Raw genomic sequence first — 17,810 nt, 5'->3', positions numbered from 1 at the left:
CGATGAAAAACTACTTTTCGCAAGGTCTGTTTGGCCGCGACCTGTTGGGATCGGTCGTGGTGTTCCTGGTGGCGTTGCCGCTGTGCATGGGCATCGCCATTGCCTCGGGTATGCCGCCCGCCGCCGGTCTGATTACCGGCATTGTTGGAGGTCTGGTGGTTGGCTTTATCTCCGGTTCGCCATTGCAGGTCAGTGGCCCGGCAGCAGGTCTGGCGGTGCTGGTGTTCGAACTGGTGCGCACGCATGGTGTTGCGGCGTTGGGTCCGGTGATTTTGTTGGCGGGCTTGATCCAGGTGGCGGCAGGACTGTGCCGCGTCGGCATCTGGTTTCGCATGACTTCGCCTGCGGTGGTCGCTGGCATGTTGTCGGGTATCGGCATTCTTATCATCGCTTCCCAGGCGCACGTGATGCTCGATGCCAGCCCGGCGGCGAAGGGTCTGCAGAACTTTGCCGCGTTGCCGGGTGCACTGATGGATGCCTTCGCTGGTGGTACCGGTAAGGCAGCGCTGGCCGTTGGCGTGGCGACCATCGTGATCATGCTGGCGTGGGAAAAGCTGCGGCCGACCAAGCTGAAGTTTGTCCCGGGCGCCTTGCTGGCCGTGGTTGCCGTGACAGGTGTTGTACAGATGGCGGGCATTGCCGTGAAAAAGGTCGACGTGCCGTCGAATTTGTTCTCGGCGATTACGTTTCCGACGTGGACGGGCTTGGCGGATGTGTTCGATCCCACCCTGCTGATTGCCGCGGTCACGTTCGCGTTTATTGCGAGCGCGGAAACGCTGCTGTCGGCTGCAGCGGTTGATCGCATGCATAACGGCGAACGCACCCGCTACGACCGCGAGCTTACGGCGCAGGGCATCGGCAACATGCTGTGTGGTTTTTTCGGCGCGCTGCCAATGACCGGCGTGATCGTGCGCAGTGCGGCGAACGTACAGGCCGGTTCCGCCACGCGTGGCGCGACGATTATGCACGGTGCCTGGTTGCTGGTGCTGGCGATGCTGCTGCCGTGGCTGCTGCGCATGACGCCGGTGTCGTGTCTGGCCGGCATTCTGGTGTATACCGGTGTGAAAATGGTGAATCTGGGGCAAGTGAAGGACCTCGCTACTTACGGCAAGGGCACCGCGGCAATCTACCTGGCTACCACGATCGCGATTGTCGCCACCGACTTGCTGGCAGGCGTGATCATCGGCTTCGGTCTGTCGCTGTTCCGCCTGGCGCTGCTGTCGTCCAAGCTGAAAATCGGCCTGCAGGACCATGCCACGCCAGGTGAGGCATCGCTGCATCTGGAAGGCTCGGCGACGTTTCTCAAGGTGCCAAGCATGGCCCGTACCTTGGAGCGTGTGCCCAACAACACGCGGCTGACACTGGTGCTCGATCGCCTTTTGCATGTCGATCAGGCGTGTTTGGAAATGTTGCGCGAATGGTCGCGGAACGCGTCGACGCGCGGCTGTGAGCTGGTGGTCGACTGGAAGGCACTGGATGCGCGTGTCGAGGGACGGCGCGTGGCGGCGTAACCAGGGAAGGCAGGAGCGATTCTTGATTGCGAACAAATGACTCTTAAAGTCCGATGTTCATGGTCGAGGATCGTTCTTGCCGTGACCTTTGATACTTCGATGGTGGCGAGACCTTGACGAATATCAGGGTCATTGCCATCGATTCATGGCTTCAGATTTGATTAGATAGCTTTATGCCCGTGCCAATGTTTGGTGCGGGATATATTCTGATACGTGCTTTCAGCTTGCTCATATCAGAACGGGTTGTACGGCAGGAACTTGCCGTCGAGAGTAATGACTGCGCGTGAGCCACCATCGGGGTCTTCGACTTTCTTGATATCTATCTTGAAGTTGATGGCGCTGATGATGCCGTCGCCAAATTGCTCGTGCACCAAAGCGCGCAAGGTGGTGCCGTATACCTGCACCATTTCATAGAAACGATAAATGGTCGGGTCCGTAGGAATGCCGCCTGGAATGCTGCCGCGCATGGGTATTGTTTGTAGCAGCGTGATGTCGTCTTGATCGAGATCGAGCCGTTGCGCGACCAGTTTCGCTGCATCGCTCGGTAACGGATGCTGTCCGAGCAGGGCGGCAGTGACGTAGGCGAGACTCAGGCCGGTGCCTTCAGCTAGTTGTTGCCAGGTAAGATTTTTACGTGTCTTGGCGTCGATGATTGTGTCGGTGAGATCGAGGCGTGGATCCTGGCTGACTTGCGAATGCGGCATGATTTTTCTCCGATGCGGGAATGGCAGATTGGTTAGATCGTCGTTGCGATTTCAACGGGGTTTCTTTGCACGTCGCATGCGGCGGCCGCAATGCATTTGAAAAACTTATGACAGAAGATGTGACTATGGCCCGCACTTTTGACGATCTACCGCAGCAGAAGCGCCTGCTATCAGTTACCTTGTACTATCAAGATAAACCGAATTGTCGGCGTTGATATTGTGTCGTCAGCTTCAGGGTCTTAGGATCAAACCGTTCAACATGAAGAACGGACGTAGCTAGAAACGACTCGACCAATTGATCCATATTCGCGACTTTGCTGGCTTTTTTCCTATTCACGACAGGATGCCATGACACCATGACCCCCTCTTCCATAGATGCTGCTGGCATACAGGACTTGACGGCCAACGCATCTTCGCTGCGGTTCAACATGCATGCCTTCGGCGTCCACTGTTACAACACGGTTCGCTGCAGTGTGATCTACAACCAGTCTGACCTCAGCCCATCCGGCGCAGAGGATGAACCGTCGCCGCCACCCCGTTCGGCTGATTACCAGGACCAGTGGGCCCAGGCCTCCTTTGTGGGTATTGGTAATTTTCCGGCCCCTGCCGAAGTGACCTGGGTGTCACTCGATGGCGTCGAGCACGAAGCGCGGGTGGATATTGGCGCTATCTTCAGCGATCAACGCATCTTCTGCCGCGTACCGGACTCGGAAATATTGGAAGACTCCTTCAACGGAGCGCCGGATATTTTCCTGGAGATAAACGATCGCACCATCAAGGTTTACATGCGGGCTTTTATCCTCACAAAAGCCGAACAGATTCCGGGGAACAACTTCAGCACGTTCCGTAAAGATCTGATTCTGGCTTGGAGTCACGTCTACTAATTGGGAGAAAACGGATGCCTCTTTCAGATCCGGAACAACTTGCACAAAAGAAAGCCGATGAGCGCAAAGATGCGACTCCGGTTACGGCTGCCCAGTTTGATGCGTTTGAAGAAGACAGGAAAAAAATATCAGCTTTTCGTGTGCCTGATTTGACGAAAAATCCTGTCGATTCGGGAGGGTCGAATGATAAAACGCAAATAAAGGTATTTACTGCTTTCTTTGACGGAACCGGCAACGACGGGCATAAGGATCCGAGTGGGGCAACGAACGTTTACTACATGTATACGCAGGGTCTCAAGGCAGTCGAAAGCGGTCACGCACCTCACACCGCCGTGCAATACATTGCCGGGCCGGGTACCGGTGTAAACAACCAGTTTACTGATGCCGATCGGGAAAAAATTGCTGCGAAGAGAGATGCGGTTCGAAGCGAAGGCGTGCCTGAAGCGGACCGGCACGGAGGACTGCGTGGAAGACTGGATGCCATGACGGCTGCCACGGCGAATAAATGGCAGTCAGTCAGTGATGGCGTCAAAACTTCACCGATGGTGAATGACAATCTGGACCTGGCAACCGGCTGGAGCGCTAATAGTCGGGCCAATACCATGTACCAAAGGCTGTGCGAACAAACCCTGGTATGGGAAAGTGAGGCCAAGGCCAAGGGGGAGGGAATCAAGGTCGTCGTTTCGGCATACGGTTTCAGTCGAGGCGCGGAGACTGCTGCAGTCTTTTTGAACAAAGTGGAGGAAAACGGGATAAAGCATCCAGCCAGTTTTCTGCCGATTGCCGAATCTGTGGATAAGTACGGGCAGCGCGACTTGAAGTTTCGGGACAACCCTGTTGACCTTGTGGCTCCGGGTAAGACACCACAGACCATTGGCTTGTTTGATCCTGTGGGCACCGGTCATCTGAGTAAGATGAACCGTCAGATGCCGCCATCAGTTATCTCCGGTGTACAGCTTAGTGCCATGGATGAGAAACGTAGGGCCTTTCCAGTTTCTTCGATCATTCCTGACGAAAAGCTGGGTGACAAAAAAAATATTAATGGAATATCGCAAGATGGGCGCTTCTTCAGCTTGTGGGCACCCGGCTCGCACTCCGATGTAGGAGGTAGCTATGCTTGCAACGGTTTATCGAACCGTTCCTGCAATATGATGATTAATTACCAGAATGCGCTTAACCCCGCGCTCAAGATGCAGCTGCGTGACGAGCCCGACAAGGTGGACTGTTACATACATCATTCGTATAACGGCAATGCCATATTCAAGGCGCAATACATGTTTGGTGCAGGCGCCGTAACGAGAGACAGTCCCGGCGGGCAGGATAGAAAGATAAATCCAGGCGATTTATCGGAGAAAGATCCCAAGCCGATGAACAAGGAGCTGTTTGGAGGTTTTCGAGAAAGTTTAGCGAGCAACGTGGTCTATAGCAGAGGGAGTCAGCTCCAGCCTGAAAGTGAAACAAACCGATCACAGTCAGCGTCCATCCGGACTGCGCCGTTGGCGGCAGAGGGTGGTCGCTCGGCCGGCCAGTCGCAGGCGTCGAGTGATTCCATGAACGCCTTGTTTGGAGCAGCTACTGCTGGCGACAGGCAGCAATCAGCGAAAATGCTGCACGACGCTATAAACACTCCGTTAAATCCAGCCATTGCGGCGCGGACACAAGGCGCGCAGGAGCGGCAACAGGCACAACAGGCGCAGCAGGCACAAGAGAACGCCATCGCTCCGAAACCGCAGCATGAAGCAACTCCGACTTCGCTCCCACCGCCGGGTCGGCAACGTTGACGATGGTCTGTCTCGAGGCTGGCCGCCAATGTTGAACCGGGGTTTTTTTAGACTTTCCAAGAGTTGACTATGGAAGCCATAGATATTGACGAGCTAAAGCAGCAGCTGCTGCAAATGGCGACCATCACCAGCTGGCTGGACGACAGAAGCGAACAGGCCGTTCAGCGGGTCGAGGCCAGCACGGAGGCCCTGGACGAAGGGTTGCGTCGACTGGATGGCAATAGCGAACAATTTGTCGAAGAGGTCACACGGCTTATCGGAGAGCACGTCCATCAGGCCGTTCTGCAAGGTGCATCGAAAGCCGTTGGCGAATTCGACAAGCAGCTGCAGTCGAGCACGCGGGCTGCGCAGTGGGCGGCGCAGGCGATGGACGAGCAGCGCAAAGGCTTGTCTATCGTGCAGCATGCACTGGTGTGGAAGGGCTTGCTCGCGCTGTTTATCGGTGCGCTGTTCGCCGTCGGTGGCGCAGGTTTCGTCGTGTGGGACAGCATGCGCGAGATCAAGATTGCCCAGTTCGATCAGGATGTCTTGCACGCCACGCAGACCGGTGCGCTGACCCGCTGCGGTGAGGCGCTTTGCGCCAAGGTCGGTAAACAGATCAAGCGTTACGGCAATGACGGTGACTATGTGCTCCTGTCGGAATAAATAATTCTCGGCAGCACATCTCTCGATCACATGATGAAAGCCGATCGCCTCACCATTGATCCACCTGACAAGTCAGTTTCACAGACGACGCGCGGTTGCCACGATGTCAGGCCGCCGCTGCTTTTGAATTCAACGCATGCGCCCGACCGGCTTGCCGCCAGCTGCGCACACCGATCGCCGCCAGCACGATGAACCCGGCGTACAGCACCGAGGTAATCAGCAAGTGTTTGTAGACGTATTCGCCCACGTAGATCACATCCACCACGATCCACAGCCACCATGCGGCGATATGGCGTCGCGCCTGCCACCATTGTGCGACGAGGCTGAAGGCGGTCAAGGTGGCGTCAAGCCAGGGGAGGGCGGCATCGGTCCAGCGATGCATGGCGAAGCCAAGCATCAGTGATCCGATGACGCCGAGTGCGATATGCGCGGCGGCCTCTCTGGTTGGCAGCGGAGCGACCTGCACGCGGCCGTCGTCATCGAGATTGCGTAGCCAGCGCAACCAGCCGTAGACGATCAGCACGGCGAAAGCGACCTGCAGCAGCGCGTCGGAGTACAGCTTCGCCTCAGCAAAGATCCCGACGTAAACCGCCACCGAGAGCAGGCCGATCGGCCAGCACCACGGCCGCCGCTGCGCAGTAAGCCATACAGCCCACGCGCTGAGCAGTGCGCCAAAGAGTTCGATCCAGGACATTTCCATCAAGGCAGCCTCAAAACGCCAGGGTCGCGGAGAGCCGCGCCAGTCGCGGCGCACCCGGAAACAGGAAACTATCGCCTCCAGAGGTGCCGGTATCGCGCCAGTAGAAATGGTTGAACAGGTTGTCGATATTCAGTCGCCAGGTCAGCGCATGGCCGTCCAGTGCGGTGGTATAGCGCAGGCCGGCATCGAACACGTTATACGCAGGCACGCTGACCAGGCCGTTGGGTGTGGCGGGATTGGCGCTGGCGTAGCGCCAGCCACCGAGCACGCTGAGGTTGTTGGCGAACGGCAAGCGGTAGTCCAGATAGACGGCCGAACGCGCGCGTGGCACGTTGACCACCTGATGGCCTTCGTACGCAGGCGTGCCCGTGTCATGCGCCTCTGCCTGGATAAAGTTGAAGCTGGCCGTGAGGCGCAGATTGTCGGTGAGGCGACCGTCAGCGTTGAGCTCCAGCCCGGTGTGCTCTTCGATGCCCTCCTGCACGAAGGTGAAGCCGGCAGCGGTATCGCTGGGTTGCGCGAACTGGTACGGCTGGCGGATGCGGTAGAGCGCGGCGGTGAGATCCAAGGCATCACTCCAGGCGTACTTCACGCCCGCTTCGACCTGGCGCGACAGCAGCGGTGGCAGCACGGCGTTGCCGTTGGAGGTCCAGTATGGCGCCTGGGCGCCCAGCGAAAGATTTTCGCTGTAGCTCACGTAGAACGTCAGCGGTGCCGTCGGCTGCCACATCACGGCGGCCTGCGGCAGTACCTTGCTCAAGCGCGTATCGCGCTGAAGCACGCCGTACGGATCGTAGGCGCGCTCCTGCAGGTGCACGAAGCGGCCGCCCAGAAGAACCTGCCACTGTTCGCCAAAGTGCATACGATCGAGCCCGAACACCGAATGCTGCCAGCTGGTCAGCGTGCGCGCGGACGGACCGGGCTCGTCGGGCGACATCGCGTAGTAGGGCGGGTTGAACTCGCTGATATTGGCCGTGCCGACATAATCGTAAACATACGGGCGCTGATCGAGCGTGCGACGGAAGGCGCTGGTGCCCAGACTGACCTCGTTGCTTACGCTGCCGATGTCGAAACTGCCCTTGAGCACGGCACGCGCTTCGTCGTTCTCACGCGTGTCGTCGGGGCTGCGGTAGTCGTAGATGTCGTAGTCGCCGTTGGGCGCGAAGAAATAGCCTGGGGTGGCACCGCTCGCGCAGGCAGCGGCATAAAAACAGCCGTACGCGTAAGCCACGTTGTCATCGATTACGCTGTGACTGTGGCTGCCGGAAAGCTGTGCGCTCCAGTTGTCGCTGAAGAGGTAATTGAAGCGCAGCGTGGTGTTGCTGGCATGGATGCCGACCGGCTGCTGCCACGGTTCGTAACCCAGCAGTTGCGTGCTGCTCGGATGCGGCGGCAGTGTGGTGCCGCCTAGCAGCTGATAGCCGGATACCGAGCGCTGACCGCTGGTCTGATAATCGGTATCCAGTTGCAAGGTGGCGTTGGCGCTGATCTTCCAGTCCGCCGCCAGCGAGATGAAGCTGCGCCGCCCGTTGGTATGGTCGACGTAGGAATGCATGTCCTCGTGCGCTGCGTTGACCCGCACGCCGAAGTTCGGCGTAAGCCAGCCGCCCACGTCCAAGGCCGTATATTGCGAGCCGTGCGAGTCCGTGCCCACGGTGACGGTATGCACGTCGGCAGGCCGCTTGCTGACGTAGTTGACCAGGCCGCCGGGCGCCACCACACCAGCTTCAAGACCGGCCAGTCCCTTCAGGATTTCCACCTGCTGCTTGTCTTCCAGTGGTGTCAGCTGCTCGGCGGTAATCGTCATATCGTTGAGGCGGAAGCCGGTGGCCAGGTCCAGCGGAAAGCCGCGGATGGAAATATCCTGGTAGTAACCGACCGGCGCGTAGTTGTCGCCGAGTGCCGCATCGGAGTGCGCGATCTCGCTGAGCGTGCGCGGCTGGCGGTCGTCGAGCTGGTCGCGGGTAATCACCGTGACCGCGGCCGGCGTATCGTGCAGCGGCGCGTTACCGAAGCTACCAAAGGTGTCGACTTGCGAGCTCTCGGCACGGTATCCCTTGTCAGCTTTGGCCTTGACCTTGATCGTCGCCAGCGGCGTCGCTTGCGATTCGTTCGGCACGGTGTCATCGCCCAATGCGACGGACGCGTTGGCAAGCGTCAGGACTGACAGCAGAGCGAACATAAGAGGGGTACGGGTAAGCGTCATTGATCATCGTCTCGTGGTTGCACACACGAAGCGACGGCCAGCCGCGCGCCCGGATGGACGCCAACGACTCAGCAAGCTCCCTACGCCGGTATTAACCGGATCAGGTTCCAAGGGACTCTCTCAGCCCGGCAAACGCCGGGCACCCCCGCTTCAAGACCGCTATTGAATCACGAAATGTGAGTCATGCGTCAGGCCTGGTCGTGAATGGCCTGCAATAACGCCTGTCCCGGCGGCGTACCGAACCATGCGGCGTGGCCGAGCAGGAAAGTGTCGTAGGCGACGTCCGCATTGGCGCGCGAGCCGGTGATGGCGTGAAAATATTCCACTTCGGACAGGGCGAAATCGAAGTGTACCAGCGGTAGCAGATCGGCCAGCAGATGGATGTCATCGGCGGTCAGTCGGCGCACTTGACGATAACCATCGATGAACGCCAACGCCATGTCCGTGCGCACGGCGTCACCTCCGCCTTCAAGTGCCAGCCAAGCGATCGCATTGCGCTCGATCGCGGTGGCCAGGTCGAACAGGGCGAATGTGCGCGAGGCCAGTCCGAAGTCGAGCACCGCAGTGACGCGGGCGTTGTGGCCAGCCCCACTCCAGCATAGGTTGGACACGTGCCAGTCGTTGTGCGTCCATAGCGAGGGTTGCTGCACCAGTCGCGTCGACAGCGTCGGATGCCACGGCGCCAGCATGCGCTGCAGCTCGGCCGGCCAGTCACGTTGGCGAAGGTAGTCGGCGAGGCCCTGCCGATTGGGCAATTGCAGTCGCAGCGTGGCGATGGGATCGGTAGCGGCAATCAGTTCACTGCGGGCGACCAGAATGTGCGTGCGGCGCTGGTCCGCGTCGTATCCGGCGGCGGCATCGTGCAACGTGGCCAGCATGCGACCGGCGGCCAGCGCGTGCCCGCGTTCACTCAACGGTGACCACGATACGGCATCGCGATAAAGGTCGATGCCGTCGGCGGTGGCGTGTACTTCGTAGACCCAGTTGCCTATTGCTGCAGCCGTTTGGCCGTCCAAACCAACAAACACCTCAGGTAACGGCATGTTGGCGGTGCGCAGATGCGCGATGAAGCGATGCTCCTCGGTCAGCGTGACGACCGAGCGCACGCGTCGATGGTGGCGTTTGACGAAGATCGTGCCTGCCGTGGTGTCGACCAGTGCCGCTGCCGACAGTGGACGCGGGCTATGCCAGCGAATATGTAGGGGCGTACCCAGTGACGGATAGCGCTGCAGCAGCTCGATGATCTCGTCCGTGCACAGGGCTGGCCAGTCGGGTGTCACGCTGTCATCGGCCAGGCCGTGCACGCGGTGGGTCGTATCGGACATTGGCAGTGGGCGCGGGTCGCGCGAATCGTGGCTGGCTGGGGGATTATCGCCGAACGCTGCGGACGATGCTTCCGGCTGGCTGCGGCATCGCGTCTAATGGCCGCTATTGTCGCTGCCACGCGAGATCCGATGAGCGCCTTGTTACTGCTGTTCGTCTGCCTTGTGCTTGGCGTACTTGTCGCGCGCTTCGCAAAGCCGCCCGCCGGCATCGTGCCGGGCATCAACTGGTGGGTGATCAACGTAGCGCTGCCGGCGCTGGTGTTGGAGCTGATACCCAAGGTCACGTTCGACCCGCAGCTGTGGTTTCTGGTCGCGACCATGTGGATCACGTTTTTCGGCGTATGGCTGGTATTTGGCTTGCTGGGGCCTCGACTGGGCTGGTCGCGTGGACGCATCGGTGCGCTGGTCCTGGTCTGCGGGCTGGGCAATACCTCGTTCATGGGCTACCCGCTGATGCAGGCGCTGCATGGCAGGGAGGGTTTGACGCTGGCCGTGGTAGCTGATCAGCTGGGCTGCTTTCCGCTGCTGGCATCGGCAGGCGTGATGGTCGCGTCGATCTACGCCGGGCGCACGCCGCAGCCGGGGACGATCGTCAAGCGCATTCTGACCTTTCCCGCTTTCGTCTCGTTGGTGATCGGTATCGTGGTCGGTCGCCTGGGCGGCTGGCCGGCGGGCTTGGACAGCGTGCTCGTTCCGCTGGGTGCGACACTGACGCCGCTGGCGCTGTTTTCCGTCGGCCTGCAGTTCAAGTTTCGCCTGGGCAAGCACGAGCTCGGCGCGGTGAGCGCAGGTTTGGGCTGGAAGCTTTTGCTGGCGCCATTGCTGTGTCTGGCTGTTGGCCGGTTGGCTGGCGTGCACGGGCTGGTGCTGACGATCGGCGTGTTGCAGGCGGCAATGGCACCGATGATTTCCGCGGCGATTCTTGCCGACGAATATGATCTTGATCCGTCGCTGGCCAATACCATTCTCAGCGTCGGGACCGTGTTGTCGCTGGCCACCATACCGCTGGGCAACTGGATGCTGGGCAGCTAGACGCGTTGGCGACGCTTGCGTGTTGGCACGGCTGCGCCGAGACTGACCGCATACTCAGGGGAGTGTCGTTTCATGGCCACGTTCGAACGGATCAAGCGGATCTTTGCCAGCAGCCAGACCGAGCGACGCGCGGAGCCTCGAAGCGGTGTGCCGAAAGGCGTACACGTGCTGGTGGTCGACGACTCGCCCACGATTTGCGCGGTACTGGACAAGATGCTCAGCCAGGATGGACACGTGGTTATCCGGGCGACCTCTGGCGAGGAGGCTATCGTGTTGGCCAGCAGCGAACTGCCGGACCTGATTTTTCTCGACATCGTGATGCCGGGCATGAATGGCTTTGCCGTGCTGCGGGCGCTGCGCCGTGAGTCGCTGACACACGATATTCCGATCGTGATGATCAGCGGCAATCTGCAGGCGACCGAGCAGTTTTACGTGCAGCGTTTCGGCGCTGACGATTTCATGAAGAAGCCGTTTGGTCGTGGCGAGGTGTTTGCGCGGCTTCAGGAGCTGTCGAAGAGCGGACGACTGATCGTGCGTGAACGCGTCGGTGAAACGATGGTGACGGAGCCGGTAGATCAGGCGATGCATGACGCAATTCCAGATATAGCCATGCCTGACGAGAACGATCTGCTGAAATAAGAGCGGAATTCCGACATGCTGCCTGCGGGCAGCAAGCATCAGAGTCGGATATTGATCTGCTGCGCCAGCGTTTCGATGGCCTGCTTGGCTTCTTTCAGGTCGGTGCCGGTACGCTGGCAGTAGAGCTTGATGGCTTCGACTTTCTTCCTGGCGCGAACGGCTGCTTCGATATCGGCATCGTCGATGGTGAGGTCCGGCGTCCATCGGAGATGCGACTCGCGCATCGTTTCGAAAGTCTTGCTCATACGACCGAGCAAGTAGCCGCCGATAAGGAGCAGGCCGCCGATGAAAATACCGGAGGTATTCCAATCCATGCTTTTCTTCCATCCATGACGTCGATGAGATAACACTATCCGCCATGAGTGACCGAGAGAGCAACTCCATGGGTGAAATGCGTGCCGATATCTGGCTGTGGGCCGCACGCTTTTTCAAGACGCGCAGCCTCGCCAAGCAGGCGATCGAGGGCGGCAAGATCGACGTGAATGATCTCGGCTGCAAACCGGCCAAGGCCCTGCACGTCGGGGATCTGGTGAAGATTGTCCGCGGTGACGAGCGGATGGAAGTGCAGGTGCTGGCGTTGTCCGACAAGCGTGGCCCGGCGAGCATGGCGCAGACGCTTTATCGGGAAACCGACGCCAGCCGCACCACGCGCGAGGCGCTCAAGGAACAGCGGCGATTGAGCGGTGCGGCCTTTGATCACCCGCCATCGCGCCCTGACAAGCATGCGCGCCGCGATCTGCGCAGGATGAAGGACTCGCGCTGAGCAGTGCATCGCATTCTGCCAGCGAAATTTGCGGAACTATCCCAATACATCCACTGCCACGGTGCTACGCCGTTTCATCATGAGTGGATTTGAATGTAAAGGGATGAACCCATGAGCGCGGCCGGCTTTGCCAAAGTGAGCTTTCTCCAGCGCCTGCTCAACAGCGTAGGCTCCGGTGCGCGTCCGCAGGCCGCGATCGGTGCACGTATTCTGGTGGTCGACGATTCGCCGACGATCTGCGCGGTACTCGGCAAGATGTTGGTGCAGGACGATTACGAGGTGCTGAAGGCGACCGATGGTCACAGCGCGATCATCATGGCCATCAGGGAGCAGCCCGCGCTGATTTTTCTCGACGTGGTGATGCCTGGACTCAACGGTTTCGACGTACTGCGCGCCCTCCGGCATGACCCGCGTACACAGCACATTCCCATCGTGATGATCAGCGGCAATGCGCAGGCGACCGAGCAATTTTATCTGCAACGCTTCGGTGCCGACGACTTCATGAAAAAACCGTTCGGTCGTGACGAGGTCTATCACCGCATCGGCCAGCTGGTGCTGTCGGGTCGGTTGGCACTTCGCTCGGCCACGATGGCGATCTGTGCGCCGGTGACTCCGCTTGCTACCGCCTTGCACGATGAGATTCCCGACGTCGCGATGCCGGATGCCAAGGTCGTGCACGGGTTTGAGCCGGCGGCTGGATTGGCCAAGCTTTTATAGGTTGGTGATGAGCGCAGCGAATCCCAACATTCATTCCGCGGGTTCGTTGGGATTCGCTGCGCTCATCACCAACCTACATGTTCGTTAACGCACCGAATACGGTTGAGCTGTGCACCGGCAAATACCAATCAAAGAAAAACGGCGGCTCTTGCGAGCCGCCGTTTGCATTTAGCCGTCTAAATAGGTAGTTGGATAACTACTTCTTCGATACCGTCTTGATCAGGCAAGCTCGAAGCGATCAAGGTTCATCACCTTGTTCCAGGCTGCGACGAAGTCTTTGACAAACTTCTCCTTTGCGTCGGAGCTCCCATAGACTTCAGACAAGGCACGCAGCTGAGCGTGTGAGCCGAAGACGAGATCGACGCGGGTGCCGGTCCATTTGACTTCGCCGGTTTTGCGATCGCGACCTTCGAACTCATCCGTGCCGCCCGACACTGCCTTCCACTCGGTACCCATGTCGAGCAGGTTCAGGAAGAAGTCGTTGGTCAGTGCTTCAGGCTGCTTGGTAAAGACGCCATGCTTGGTCTGTCCGACGTTGGTGTTCAGCACACGCAGGCCGCCAACGAGCACGGTCATTTCGGGTGCTGTCAGGTTCAGGAGCTGCGCCTTGTCGACCAGCAACGCCTCAGCCGAGACGCTGTAGTTGCCCTTGAGATAGTTGCGGAAACCATCGGCGATCGGCTCGAGGAAACCGAAGGAGTGCACATCAGTCTGCTCCTGCGAGGCATCCGTGCGTCCCGGCGTGAAAGGAACCGTTACCGAGTGACCGGCATTCTTCGCCGCCTGCTCCACGCCCGCGCAACCGGCCAGCACAACCAGGTCGGCGAACGAGACCTTCTTGCCGCCCGACTGCGCGCCATTGAACTCGCTCTGGATACCTTCGAGCGTTTTCAGCACTTTCGCGAGTTGCTCCGGCTGGTTGGACTTCCAGTCCTTCTGCGGTGCCAGGCGGATGCGGCCACCATTTGCGCCGCCGCGCTTGTCGGAGCCGCGGAAGGTGGATGCGGACTCCCATGCGGTCGATACCAGTTGCGATACAGACAGGCCTGAAGCAAGGACCTTGCTCTTGAGCGCAGCGATATCCTTTTCGTCGATCACTGGATGGTCGAGTGCGGGAATCGGGTCTTGCCAGAGCAGCTCTTCGGAAGGAACTTCCGGGCCGAGGTAGCGTGCGAGTGGTCCCATGTCGCGGTGCGTCAGCTTGAACCAGGCGCGGGCGAACGCGTCGGCCAACTGGTCCGGATTCTCGAGGAAGCGGCGCGAAATCTTTTCATAGATCGGGTCGAAGCGCAGGGCGAGATCCGAGGTCAGCATGGTTGGCGCGCGACGCTTCGACGAGTCGAAAGCATCCGGAATGGTGCCGGCACCGCCGCCGTTCTTCGGTGTCCACTGATTCGCACCGGCCGGGCTCTTCGTCAGCTCCCAGTCGTAACGGAACATGTTCTCGAAATACTCGTTGCTCCACTTCGTCGGCGTGCTGGTCCAGGTCACTTCCAGACCGCTGGTAATCGCATCAGCGCCTTTGCCCGTGCCATAGCTGTTCTTCCATCCGAAACCTTGCTGCTCAATGGGTGCAGCTTCGGGCTCGGGCCCCACGTTATCGGCAGGACCGGCACCGTGGGTCTTGCCGAAGGCGTGGCCGCCCGCGATGAGCGCGACGGTTTCTTCGTCATCCATTGCCATGCGACCGAAGGTCTCGCGGATGTCCTTTGCCGACGCGACCGGGTCCGGATTGCCATCCGGGCCTTCCGGATTCACGTAGATCAGGCCCATCTGTACTGCAGCGAGCGGATTCTCCAGGTTGCGCCCATTGTCGGTACGGCTCTTTTCGCTGCCATGCAGCTCCGCCTCGGCGACGATCACACCGTCACCCGGCTTTTCCGTGCCATAACGCGAGTCGCCGCCCAGCCATTTCTTTTCCGAGCCCCAATAAACGTCTTCTTCCGGCTCCCACACGTCCTCACGGCCACCCGCGAAGCCGAAGGTCTTGAAGTTCATCGATTCCAGCGCGACGTTGCCAGTGAGGATGATCAGGTCGGCCCAGGAAATCTTGCGGCCATACTTCTGCTTGACCGGCCAGATCAGGCGCCGCGCCTTGTCGAGGCTCACGTTGTCCGGCCAACTGTTCAGTGGCGCGAAGCGTTGTTGGCCTGCACCTGCACCTCCGCGACCGTCGCCGGTGCGGTACGTGCCGGCGCTATGCCACGCCATGCGAATGAAGAAAGGACCGTAGTGACCGAAGTCCGCCGGCCACCAATCCTGCGAATTGGTCATCACCGCCAGCAGATCCTTCTTCACCGCTGCGAGGTCGAGGCTCTTGAATTCTTTGGCGTAGTCGAAGCTCTCGCCCATGGGATCGGACAGGGACGATTGCTGGTGCAGGATCTTCAGGTTCAGCTGGTTCGGCCACCAGTCGCGGTTGGATGTGCCACTACCTGCGGCGTGATTGAACGGGCATTTCGCTTCGGTTGACATGTGTTCTCCACCTTTGGTCGTTTGAATCTGGTTACCCGGTCCGGTTTGGAGTCCGAGCACCGATAAATGAAATGGTTTTTGCTAATGGCATCGAGTGATGCGCCAGCTTCTTGAGGGGCTGTTAGTGCTCAACCAGCAAAGGACCGCGGGGGATGGCGGTGAGGGGCTGTTCTGGTTGTCGGATACCGAAACACAGGCATCGCTGCTCAGACGTTTTTCGATCGTTGCTCATGGTGCGGGCTCCTTGCGAGTTGCGGACAAGAGTGGCTGGCGGATGACGCGTGGTTCTTTGAATCTACGCGCTGCTTATCATCAATAGAATTTGATTATTCTTATGCAAACGATAGTGCTGGCCTATGACAGTTTTGTTGTTCTACGTCATGGGACGGCAGTGAGGCCGATCAGTTCCGCTCGGGGCGGTCTTGTTCCAGAGCGGCTGGTGGCCAATCGCCATCAATGGAAGTCTGGCGAGCATCAGCTGCTGCGTTGGCGTTGGTGCGTCAATCGACCGGATCGCGCGCTATCAGGGCAGTAGCAGGCCCTGCGTTTCGATAAAGCGGATGACCTGATCAAGACCGTCTTGTCGGCGCAGGTCGGTCATCGCGAACGGCTTGTCACCGCGCATGCGCAAAGTGTCTTCACGCATAACCTCCAGCGACGCGCCGACATAAGGGGCGAGATCGGTCTTGTTGATCACCAGGAGGTCGGAGCGGGTGATGCCGGGGCCGCCCTTGCGCGGAATTTTCTCGCCGCCCGCCACGTCGATCACATAGATGGTGAGGTCGGATAGCTCCGGCGAAAACGTGGCCGCCAGATTGTCGCCACCGGATTCGATGAACACGATATCGGCATCGGGATACACGTCGAGCATGCGTTCGATCGCCTCGAGATTGATCGAGGCATCCTCGCGGATCGCGGTATGCGGGCAGCCGCCGGTTTCCACGCCCATGATGCGTTCCGGTTCCAGTGCGCCGGCTACGGTGAGCAGGCGCTGGTCTTCCTTGGTGTAAATGTCGTTGGTGATCACCACCAGGTCGTAACGATCGCGCATCGCCTTGCACAGCATTTCCAGCAAGGTGGTCTTGCCTGAACCGACCGGGCCACCAATGCCCACGCGCAGTGGCGGCAGCGTGCGCGTGCGGGGCTGGCGAGAAGGTGCGTGCGTGTGTGCGGCAGATGCGATGCTCATGAGCGGAACAGCCTCGTGTATTGAGTTTCGTGATGCGCGGAAAGAATGCCCAGCATCGGCGTGAAGTTGCAGGCCTGTGCCGGTGTCCGGGCAAGCGTTTCTTCGACCCAGGCCGGCAGGTGGTTGGCGAGGCGGCGCAGGATCGCCTGTCCCGCAATCTGCCCCAGCGGCACCAGTTTCACCGCGGCCGTGGTGAGGTTTTCCGCGAGGCTCCATCCCATCGCATACAGGGCGTCGCGCTCATCGGCCAGACCCAGCACCACGGCCGCGCAAGCATGCACGCTGGCGTAGGCTGGCGGGTGTAGCGAACCCAGCACGGCGCGATGGGCGTCGGTCAAGGTATGCAACTGCGGTAGCGCCTGCAGCCATAGGGCCAGCGAACGCCCGGTCTGCTCGCTTTCCATGCGCAGCTCGGCGGTTTCACGCATGGCGATCAGCTGGGCGTTGAGTGTCGCGATCGCCTGCTCATCAAGTTCGGTCCAGGCGGCATATTGCGCGCGCCACAGCGGCGCCTCGCCTTCGGCCCAGGCCAGCGCAAGGTAATCGGCGATCCACTGCTCGGCGCTGGCCGCATCGAACACTACGCGAGCTTCCAGCGCGGCCTCCAGCCCCAGCGAATGGCTGAAGGCGCCGACCGGTAGTGCTGCTGATGCCAGCTGCAACAGCGCTGGCAGGTTTGACGGATCAGCGCGCATGCGGATCGCGCAGCGGCGAAAGGTCTGGTTCGTGCCGCCGGAATACCGCTTGCGCCAGCGCGTAGTCTTCGGCAAACGTCGCATCGTGGCCATGCTTGTGACCGCCGCCGTAGGCACCGGTCTCCGGCTGGAACGGTGCCTGGATCGCATCGATCTGCACGCCAAGTTGGTCGAGCATGTCGCGCAGCACGGGATCAGGCGTGATCGCCAGATAGCCGTCGCCGACTTCCACTGGGATATGCCGGTTGCCCAGGTGATAAGCCGCGCGCGTCAAAGCCAGCGGCGTAGCAGCGGTGACGCGCAGCACGGGCTCGGCCGCGGCTACCACGATAAACACCGAATCGTCGTCGGCCTCTAGCCGGTCACCCGGACGCAGCATGAGGCCGGGCATCAGCGCCCAGGCCAGCTCGCGGCCGTCAGGCAGGGTGAGCCGGTGCCGGCTGCGCTTGCGCTGGTCGAAGCTCAGCTCTAGGGTTTGAACCGGCACGGCGGTGTCAGCATCGGTTGCAGTCATATGACGCAGCATGATCAGCACGAGATCCTC

Annotated in this window: 19 protein-coding genes and 1 riboswitch; of the genes, 9 read left to right on the top strand and 10 right to left on the bottom strand. The window is 60.0% G+C overall.

The features are described 5' to 3' along the window. Positions 1–2 precede the first annotated feature (2 nt). On the top strand, positions 3–1,511 hold the full coding sequence (locus HDE79_RS07735) for a SulP family inorganic anion transporter (protein WP_184601363.1): 1,509 nt from the start codon (positions 3–5) through the stop codon (positions 1,509–1,511). Positions 1,512–1,744: 233 nt separating this feature from the next. On the opposite strand, the gene cynS is transcribed toward HDE79_RS07735, so the two are convergent. Continuing rightward, entirely contained in the window at positions 1,745–2,215 is a 471-nt protein-coding gene (gene cynS, locus HDE79_RS07730; protein ID WP_184601362.1) for a cyanase, read from the bottom strand. A 187-nt stretch (positions 2,216–2,402) separates the two neighbouring features. Then, positions 2,403–2,645, bottom strand: a complete 243-nt coding sequence (locus HDE79_RS07725; protein WP_184601665.1) for a hypothetical protein — start codon at positions 2,643–2,645, stop codon at positions 2,403–2,405. Here HDE79_RS07725 and HDE79_RS07720 point away from each other — a divergent pair. The 3 genes from HDE79_RS07720 to HDE79_RS07710 all read left to right on the top strand — a co-directional run bounded on the left by HDE79_RS07720 (position 2,644) and on the right by HDE79_RS07710 (position 5,525). Further along, on the top strand, positions 2,644–3,099 hold the full coding sequence (locus tag HDE79_RS07720; RefSeq protein ID WP_255488326.1) for a hypothetical protein: 456 nt from the start codon (positions 2,644–2,646) through the stop codon (positions 3,097–3,099). The genes HDE79_RS07725 and HDE79_RS07720 overlap by 2 nt on opposite strands. Before the next feature lie 14 nt (positions 3,100–3,113). Continuing rightward, the gene (locus tag HDE79_RS07715) at positions 3,114–4,880 is read left to right on the top strand and encodes a DUF2235 domain-containing protein (RefSeq protein WP_184601360.1); all 1,767 of its coding nucleotides are present in this window, start codon (positions 3,114–3,116) and stop codon (positions 4,878–4,880) included. A 69-nt stretch (positions 4,881–4,949) separates the two neighbouring features. Continuing rightward, complete coding sequence (locus HDE79_RS07710) at positions 4,950–5,525, top strand: hypothetical protein (protein ID WP_184601359.1); 576 nt, start codon at positions 4,950–4,952, stop codon at positions 5,523–5,525. A 106-nt stretch (positions 5,526–5,631) separates the two neighbouring features. Here the strand turns inward: HDE79_RS07710 and pnuC are convergent, their stop codons facing one another. The 3 genes from pnuC to HDE79_RS07695 all read right to left on the bottom strand — a co-directional run bounded on the left by pnuC (position 5,632) and on the right by HDE79_RS07695 (position 9,756). Beyond that, on the bottom strand, positions 5,632–6,219 hold the full coding sequence (gene pnuC / locus HDE79_RS07705; protein ID WP_184601631.1) for a nicotinamide riboside transporter PnuC: 588 nt from the start codon (positions 6,217–6,219) through the stop codon (positions 5,632–5,634). Positions 6,220–6,235: 16 nt separating this feature from the next. Next, complete coding sequence (locus HDE79_RS07700) at positions 6,236–8,431, bottom strand: TonB-dependent siderophore receptor (protein ID WP_184601358.1); 2,196 nt, start codon at positions 8,429–8,431, stop codon at positions 6,236–6,238. A 60-nt stretch (positions 8,432–8,491) separates the two neighbouring features. Next, positions 8,492–8,588, bottom strand: a riboswitch (TPP riboswitch). 31 nt (positions 8,589–8,619) lie between these two features. Then, the gene (locus tag HDE79_RS07695) at positions 8,620–9,756 is read right to left on the bottom strand and encodes a phosphotransferase (RefSeq protein ID WP_184601357.1); all 1,137 of its coding nucleotides are present in this window, start codon (positions 9,754–9,756) and stop codon (positions 8,620–8,622) included. A 129-nt stretch (positions 9,757–9,885) separates the two neighbouring features. On the opposite strand from HDE79_RS07695, the gene HDE79_RS07690 reads away from it, so the two are divergent. Together HDE79_RS07690 and HDE79_RS07685 are read left to right on the top strand one after the other, a co-directional pair. Beyond that, complete coding sequence (locus tag HDE79_RS07690; protein ID WP_184601356.1) at positions 9,886–10,788, top strand: AEC family transporter; 903 nt, start codon at positions 9,886–9,888, stop codon at positions 10,786–10,788. Positions 10,789–10,860: 72 nt separating this feature from the next. Continuing rightward, positions 10,861–11,427, top strand: coding sequence for a response regulator (locus HDE79_RS07685; protein WP_184601355.1), 567 nt, complete (start codon positions 10,861–10,863; stop codon positions 11,425–11,427). 38 nt (positions 11,428–11,465) lie between these two features. Here the strand turns inward: HDE79_RS07685 and HDE79_RS07680 are convergent, their stop codons facing one another. Next, positions 11,466–11,741, bottom strand: a complete 276-nt coding sequence (locus tag HDE79_RS07680) for a hypothetical protein (RefSeq protein ID WP_184601354.1) — start codon at positions 11,739–11,741, stop codon at positions 11,466–11,468. Positions 11,742–11,809: 68 nt separating this feature from the next. Between HDE79_RS07680 and HDE79_RS07675 the strand changes: the two genes are divergently transcribed. Both HDE79_RS07675 and HDE79_RS07670 read left to right on the top strand, forming a co-directional pair. Beyond that, positions 11,810–12,190, top strand: coding sequence for a S4 domain-containing protein (locus tag HDE79_RS07675; RefSeq protein ID WP_184601353.1), 381 nt, complete (start codon positions 11,810–11,812; stop codon positions 12,188–12,190). Positions 12,191–12,301: 111 nt separating this feature from the next. Further along, positions 12,302–12,907: a response regulator gene (locus tag HDE79_RS07670; protein ID WP_184601352.1), complete on the top strand. Its 606-nt coding sequence runs from the start codon at positions 12,302–12,304 to the stop codon at positions 12,905–12,907. Positions 12,908–13,126: 219 nt separating this feature from the next. Here the strand turns inward: HDE79_RS07670 and katG are convergent, their stop codons facing one another. Beyond that, positions 13,127–15,382 (bottom strand): catalase/peroxidase HPI, encoded by a 2,256-nt coding sequence (katG, locus tag HDE79_RS07665; RefSeq protein ID WP_184601351.1) that lies wholly within the window; start codon positions 15,380–15,382, stop codon positions 13,127–13,129. A gap of 97 nt (positions 15,383–15,479) precedes the next feature. On the opposite strand from katG, the gene HDE79_RS07660 reads away from it, so the two are divergent. Continuing rightward, a complete protein-coding gene (locus HDE79_RS07660; RefSeq protein WP_184601350.1) occupies positions 15,480–15,701 on the top strand; it encodes a hypothetical protein in 222 nt (73 codons plus the stop codon). 204 nt (positions 15,702–15,905) lie between these two features. On the opposite strand, the gene ureG is transcribed toward HDE79_RS07660, so the two are convergent. From ureG to ureE, 3 genes are read right to left on the bottom strand one after another with little or no spacing between them, the layout of a single operon-like run. Beyond that, on the bottom strand, positions 15,906–16,571 hold the full coding sequence (gene ureG, locus HDE79_RS07655; RefSeq protein ID WP_184601349.1) for an urease accessory protein UreG: 666 nt from the start codon (positions 16,569–16,571) through the stop codon (positions 15,906–15,908). Further along, positions 16,568–17,266, bottom strand: coding sequence for an urease accessory UreF family protein (locus HDE79_RS07650; protein ID WP_184601348.1), 699 nt, complete (start codon positions 17,264–17,266; stop codon positions 16,568–16,570). The genes ureG and HDE79_RS07650 overlap by 4 nt, the downstream gene beginning before the upstream one ends. Then, entirely contained in the window at positions 17,256–17,792 is a 537-nt protein-coding gene (gene ureE / locus HDE79_RS07645) for an urease accessory protein UreE (protein WP_184601630.1), read from the bottom strand. The genes HDE79_RS07650 and ureE overlap by 11 nt, the downstream gene beginning before the upstream one ends. Positions 17,793–17,810: the final 18 nt, after the last annotated feature.

This window comes from Rhodanobacter sp. MP1X3, assembly GCF_014207165.1.
In the GTDB taxonomy this organism is placed as follows: Bacteria; Pseudomonadota; Gammaproteobacteria; order Xanthomonadales; family Rhodanobacteraceae; genus Rhodanobacter.
This window is presented reverse-complemented; position numbering and strand designations above follow the sequence as displayed.

Bases quoted from the DNA above. Each gene is read 5' to 3' on its own strand.
- HDE79_RS07735 (WP_184601363.1), top strand. From the start codon at position 3: ATGAAAAACTACTTTTCGCAAGGTCTGTTTGGCCGCGACCTGTTGGGA.
- cynS (WP_184601362.1), bottom strand. From the start codon at position 2,215: ATGCCGCATTCGCAAGTCAGCCAGGATCCACGCCTCGATCTCACCGAC.
- HDE79_RS07720 (WP_255488326.1), top strand. From the start codon at position 2,644: ATGCATGCCTTCGGCGTCCACTGTTACAACACGGTTCGCTGCAGTGTG.
- HDE79_RS07725 (WP_184601665.1), bottom strand. From the start codon at position 2,645: ATGTTGAACCGCAGCGAAGATGCGTTGGCCGTCAAGTCCTGTATGCCA.
- HDE79_RS07715 (WP_184601360.1), top strand. From the start codon at position 3,114: ATGCCTCTTTCAGATCCGGAACAACTTGCACAAAAGAAAGCCGATGAG.
- HDE79_RS07710 (WP_184601359.1), top strand. From the start codon at position 4,950: ATGGAAGCCATAGATATTGACGAGCTAAAGCAGCAGCTGCTGCAAATG.
- pnuC (WP_184601631.1), bottom strand. From the start codon at position 6,219: ATGTCCTGGATCGAACTCTTTGGCGCACTGCTCAGCGCGTGGGCTGTA.
- HDE79_RS07700 (WP_184601358.1), bottom strand. From the start codon at position 8,431: ATGACGCTTACCCGTACCCCTCTTATGTTCGCTCTGCTGTCAGTCCTG.
- HDE79_RS07695 (WP_184601357.1), bottom strand. From the start codon at position 9,756: ATGTCCGATACGACCCACCGCGTGCACGGCCTGGCCGATGACAGCGTG.
- HDE79_RS07690 (WP_184601356.1), top strand. From the start codon at position 9,886: ATGAGCGCCTTGTTACTGCTGTTCGTCTGCCTTGTGCTTGGCGTACTT.
- HDE79_RS07685 (WP_184601355.1), top strand. From the start codon at position 10,861: ATGGCCACGTTCGAACGGATCAAGCGGATCTTTGCCAGCAGCCAGACC.
- HDE79_RS07680 (WP_184601354.1), bottom strand. From the start codon at position 11,741: ATGGATTGGAATACCTCCGGTATTTTCATCGGCGGCCTGCTCCTTATC.
- HDE79_RS07675 (WP_184601353.1), top strand. From the start codon at position 11,810: ATGGGTGAAATGCGTGCCGATATCTGGCTGTGGGCCGCACGCTTTTTC.
- HDE79_RS07670 (WP_184601352.1), top strand. From the start codon at position 12,302: ATGAGCGCGGCCGGCTTTGCCAAAGTGAGCTTTCTCCAGCGCCTGCTC.
- katG (WP_184601351.1), bottom strand. From the start codon at position 15,382: ATGTCAACCGAAGCGAAATGCCCGTTCAATCACGCCGCAGGTAGTGGC.
- HDE79_RS07660 (WP_184601350.1), top strand. From the start codon at position 15,480: ATGCGCCAGCTTCTTGAGGGGCTGTTAGTGCTCAACCAGCAAAGGACC.
- ureG (WP_184601349.1), bottom strand. From the start codon at position 16,571: ATGAGCATCGCATCTGCCGCACACACGCACGCACCTTCTCGCCAGCCC.
- HDE79_RS07650 (WP_184601348.1), bottom strand. From the start codon at position 17,266: ATGCGCGCTGATCCGTCAAACCTGCCAGCGCTGTTGCAGCTGGCATCA.
- ureE (WP_184601630.1), bottom strand. From the start codon at position 17,792: ATGCTGCGTCATATGACTGCAACCGATGCTGACACCGCCGTGCCGGTT.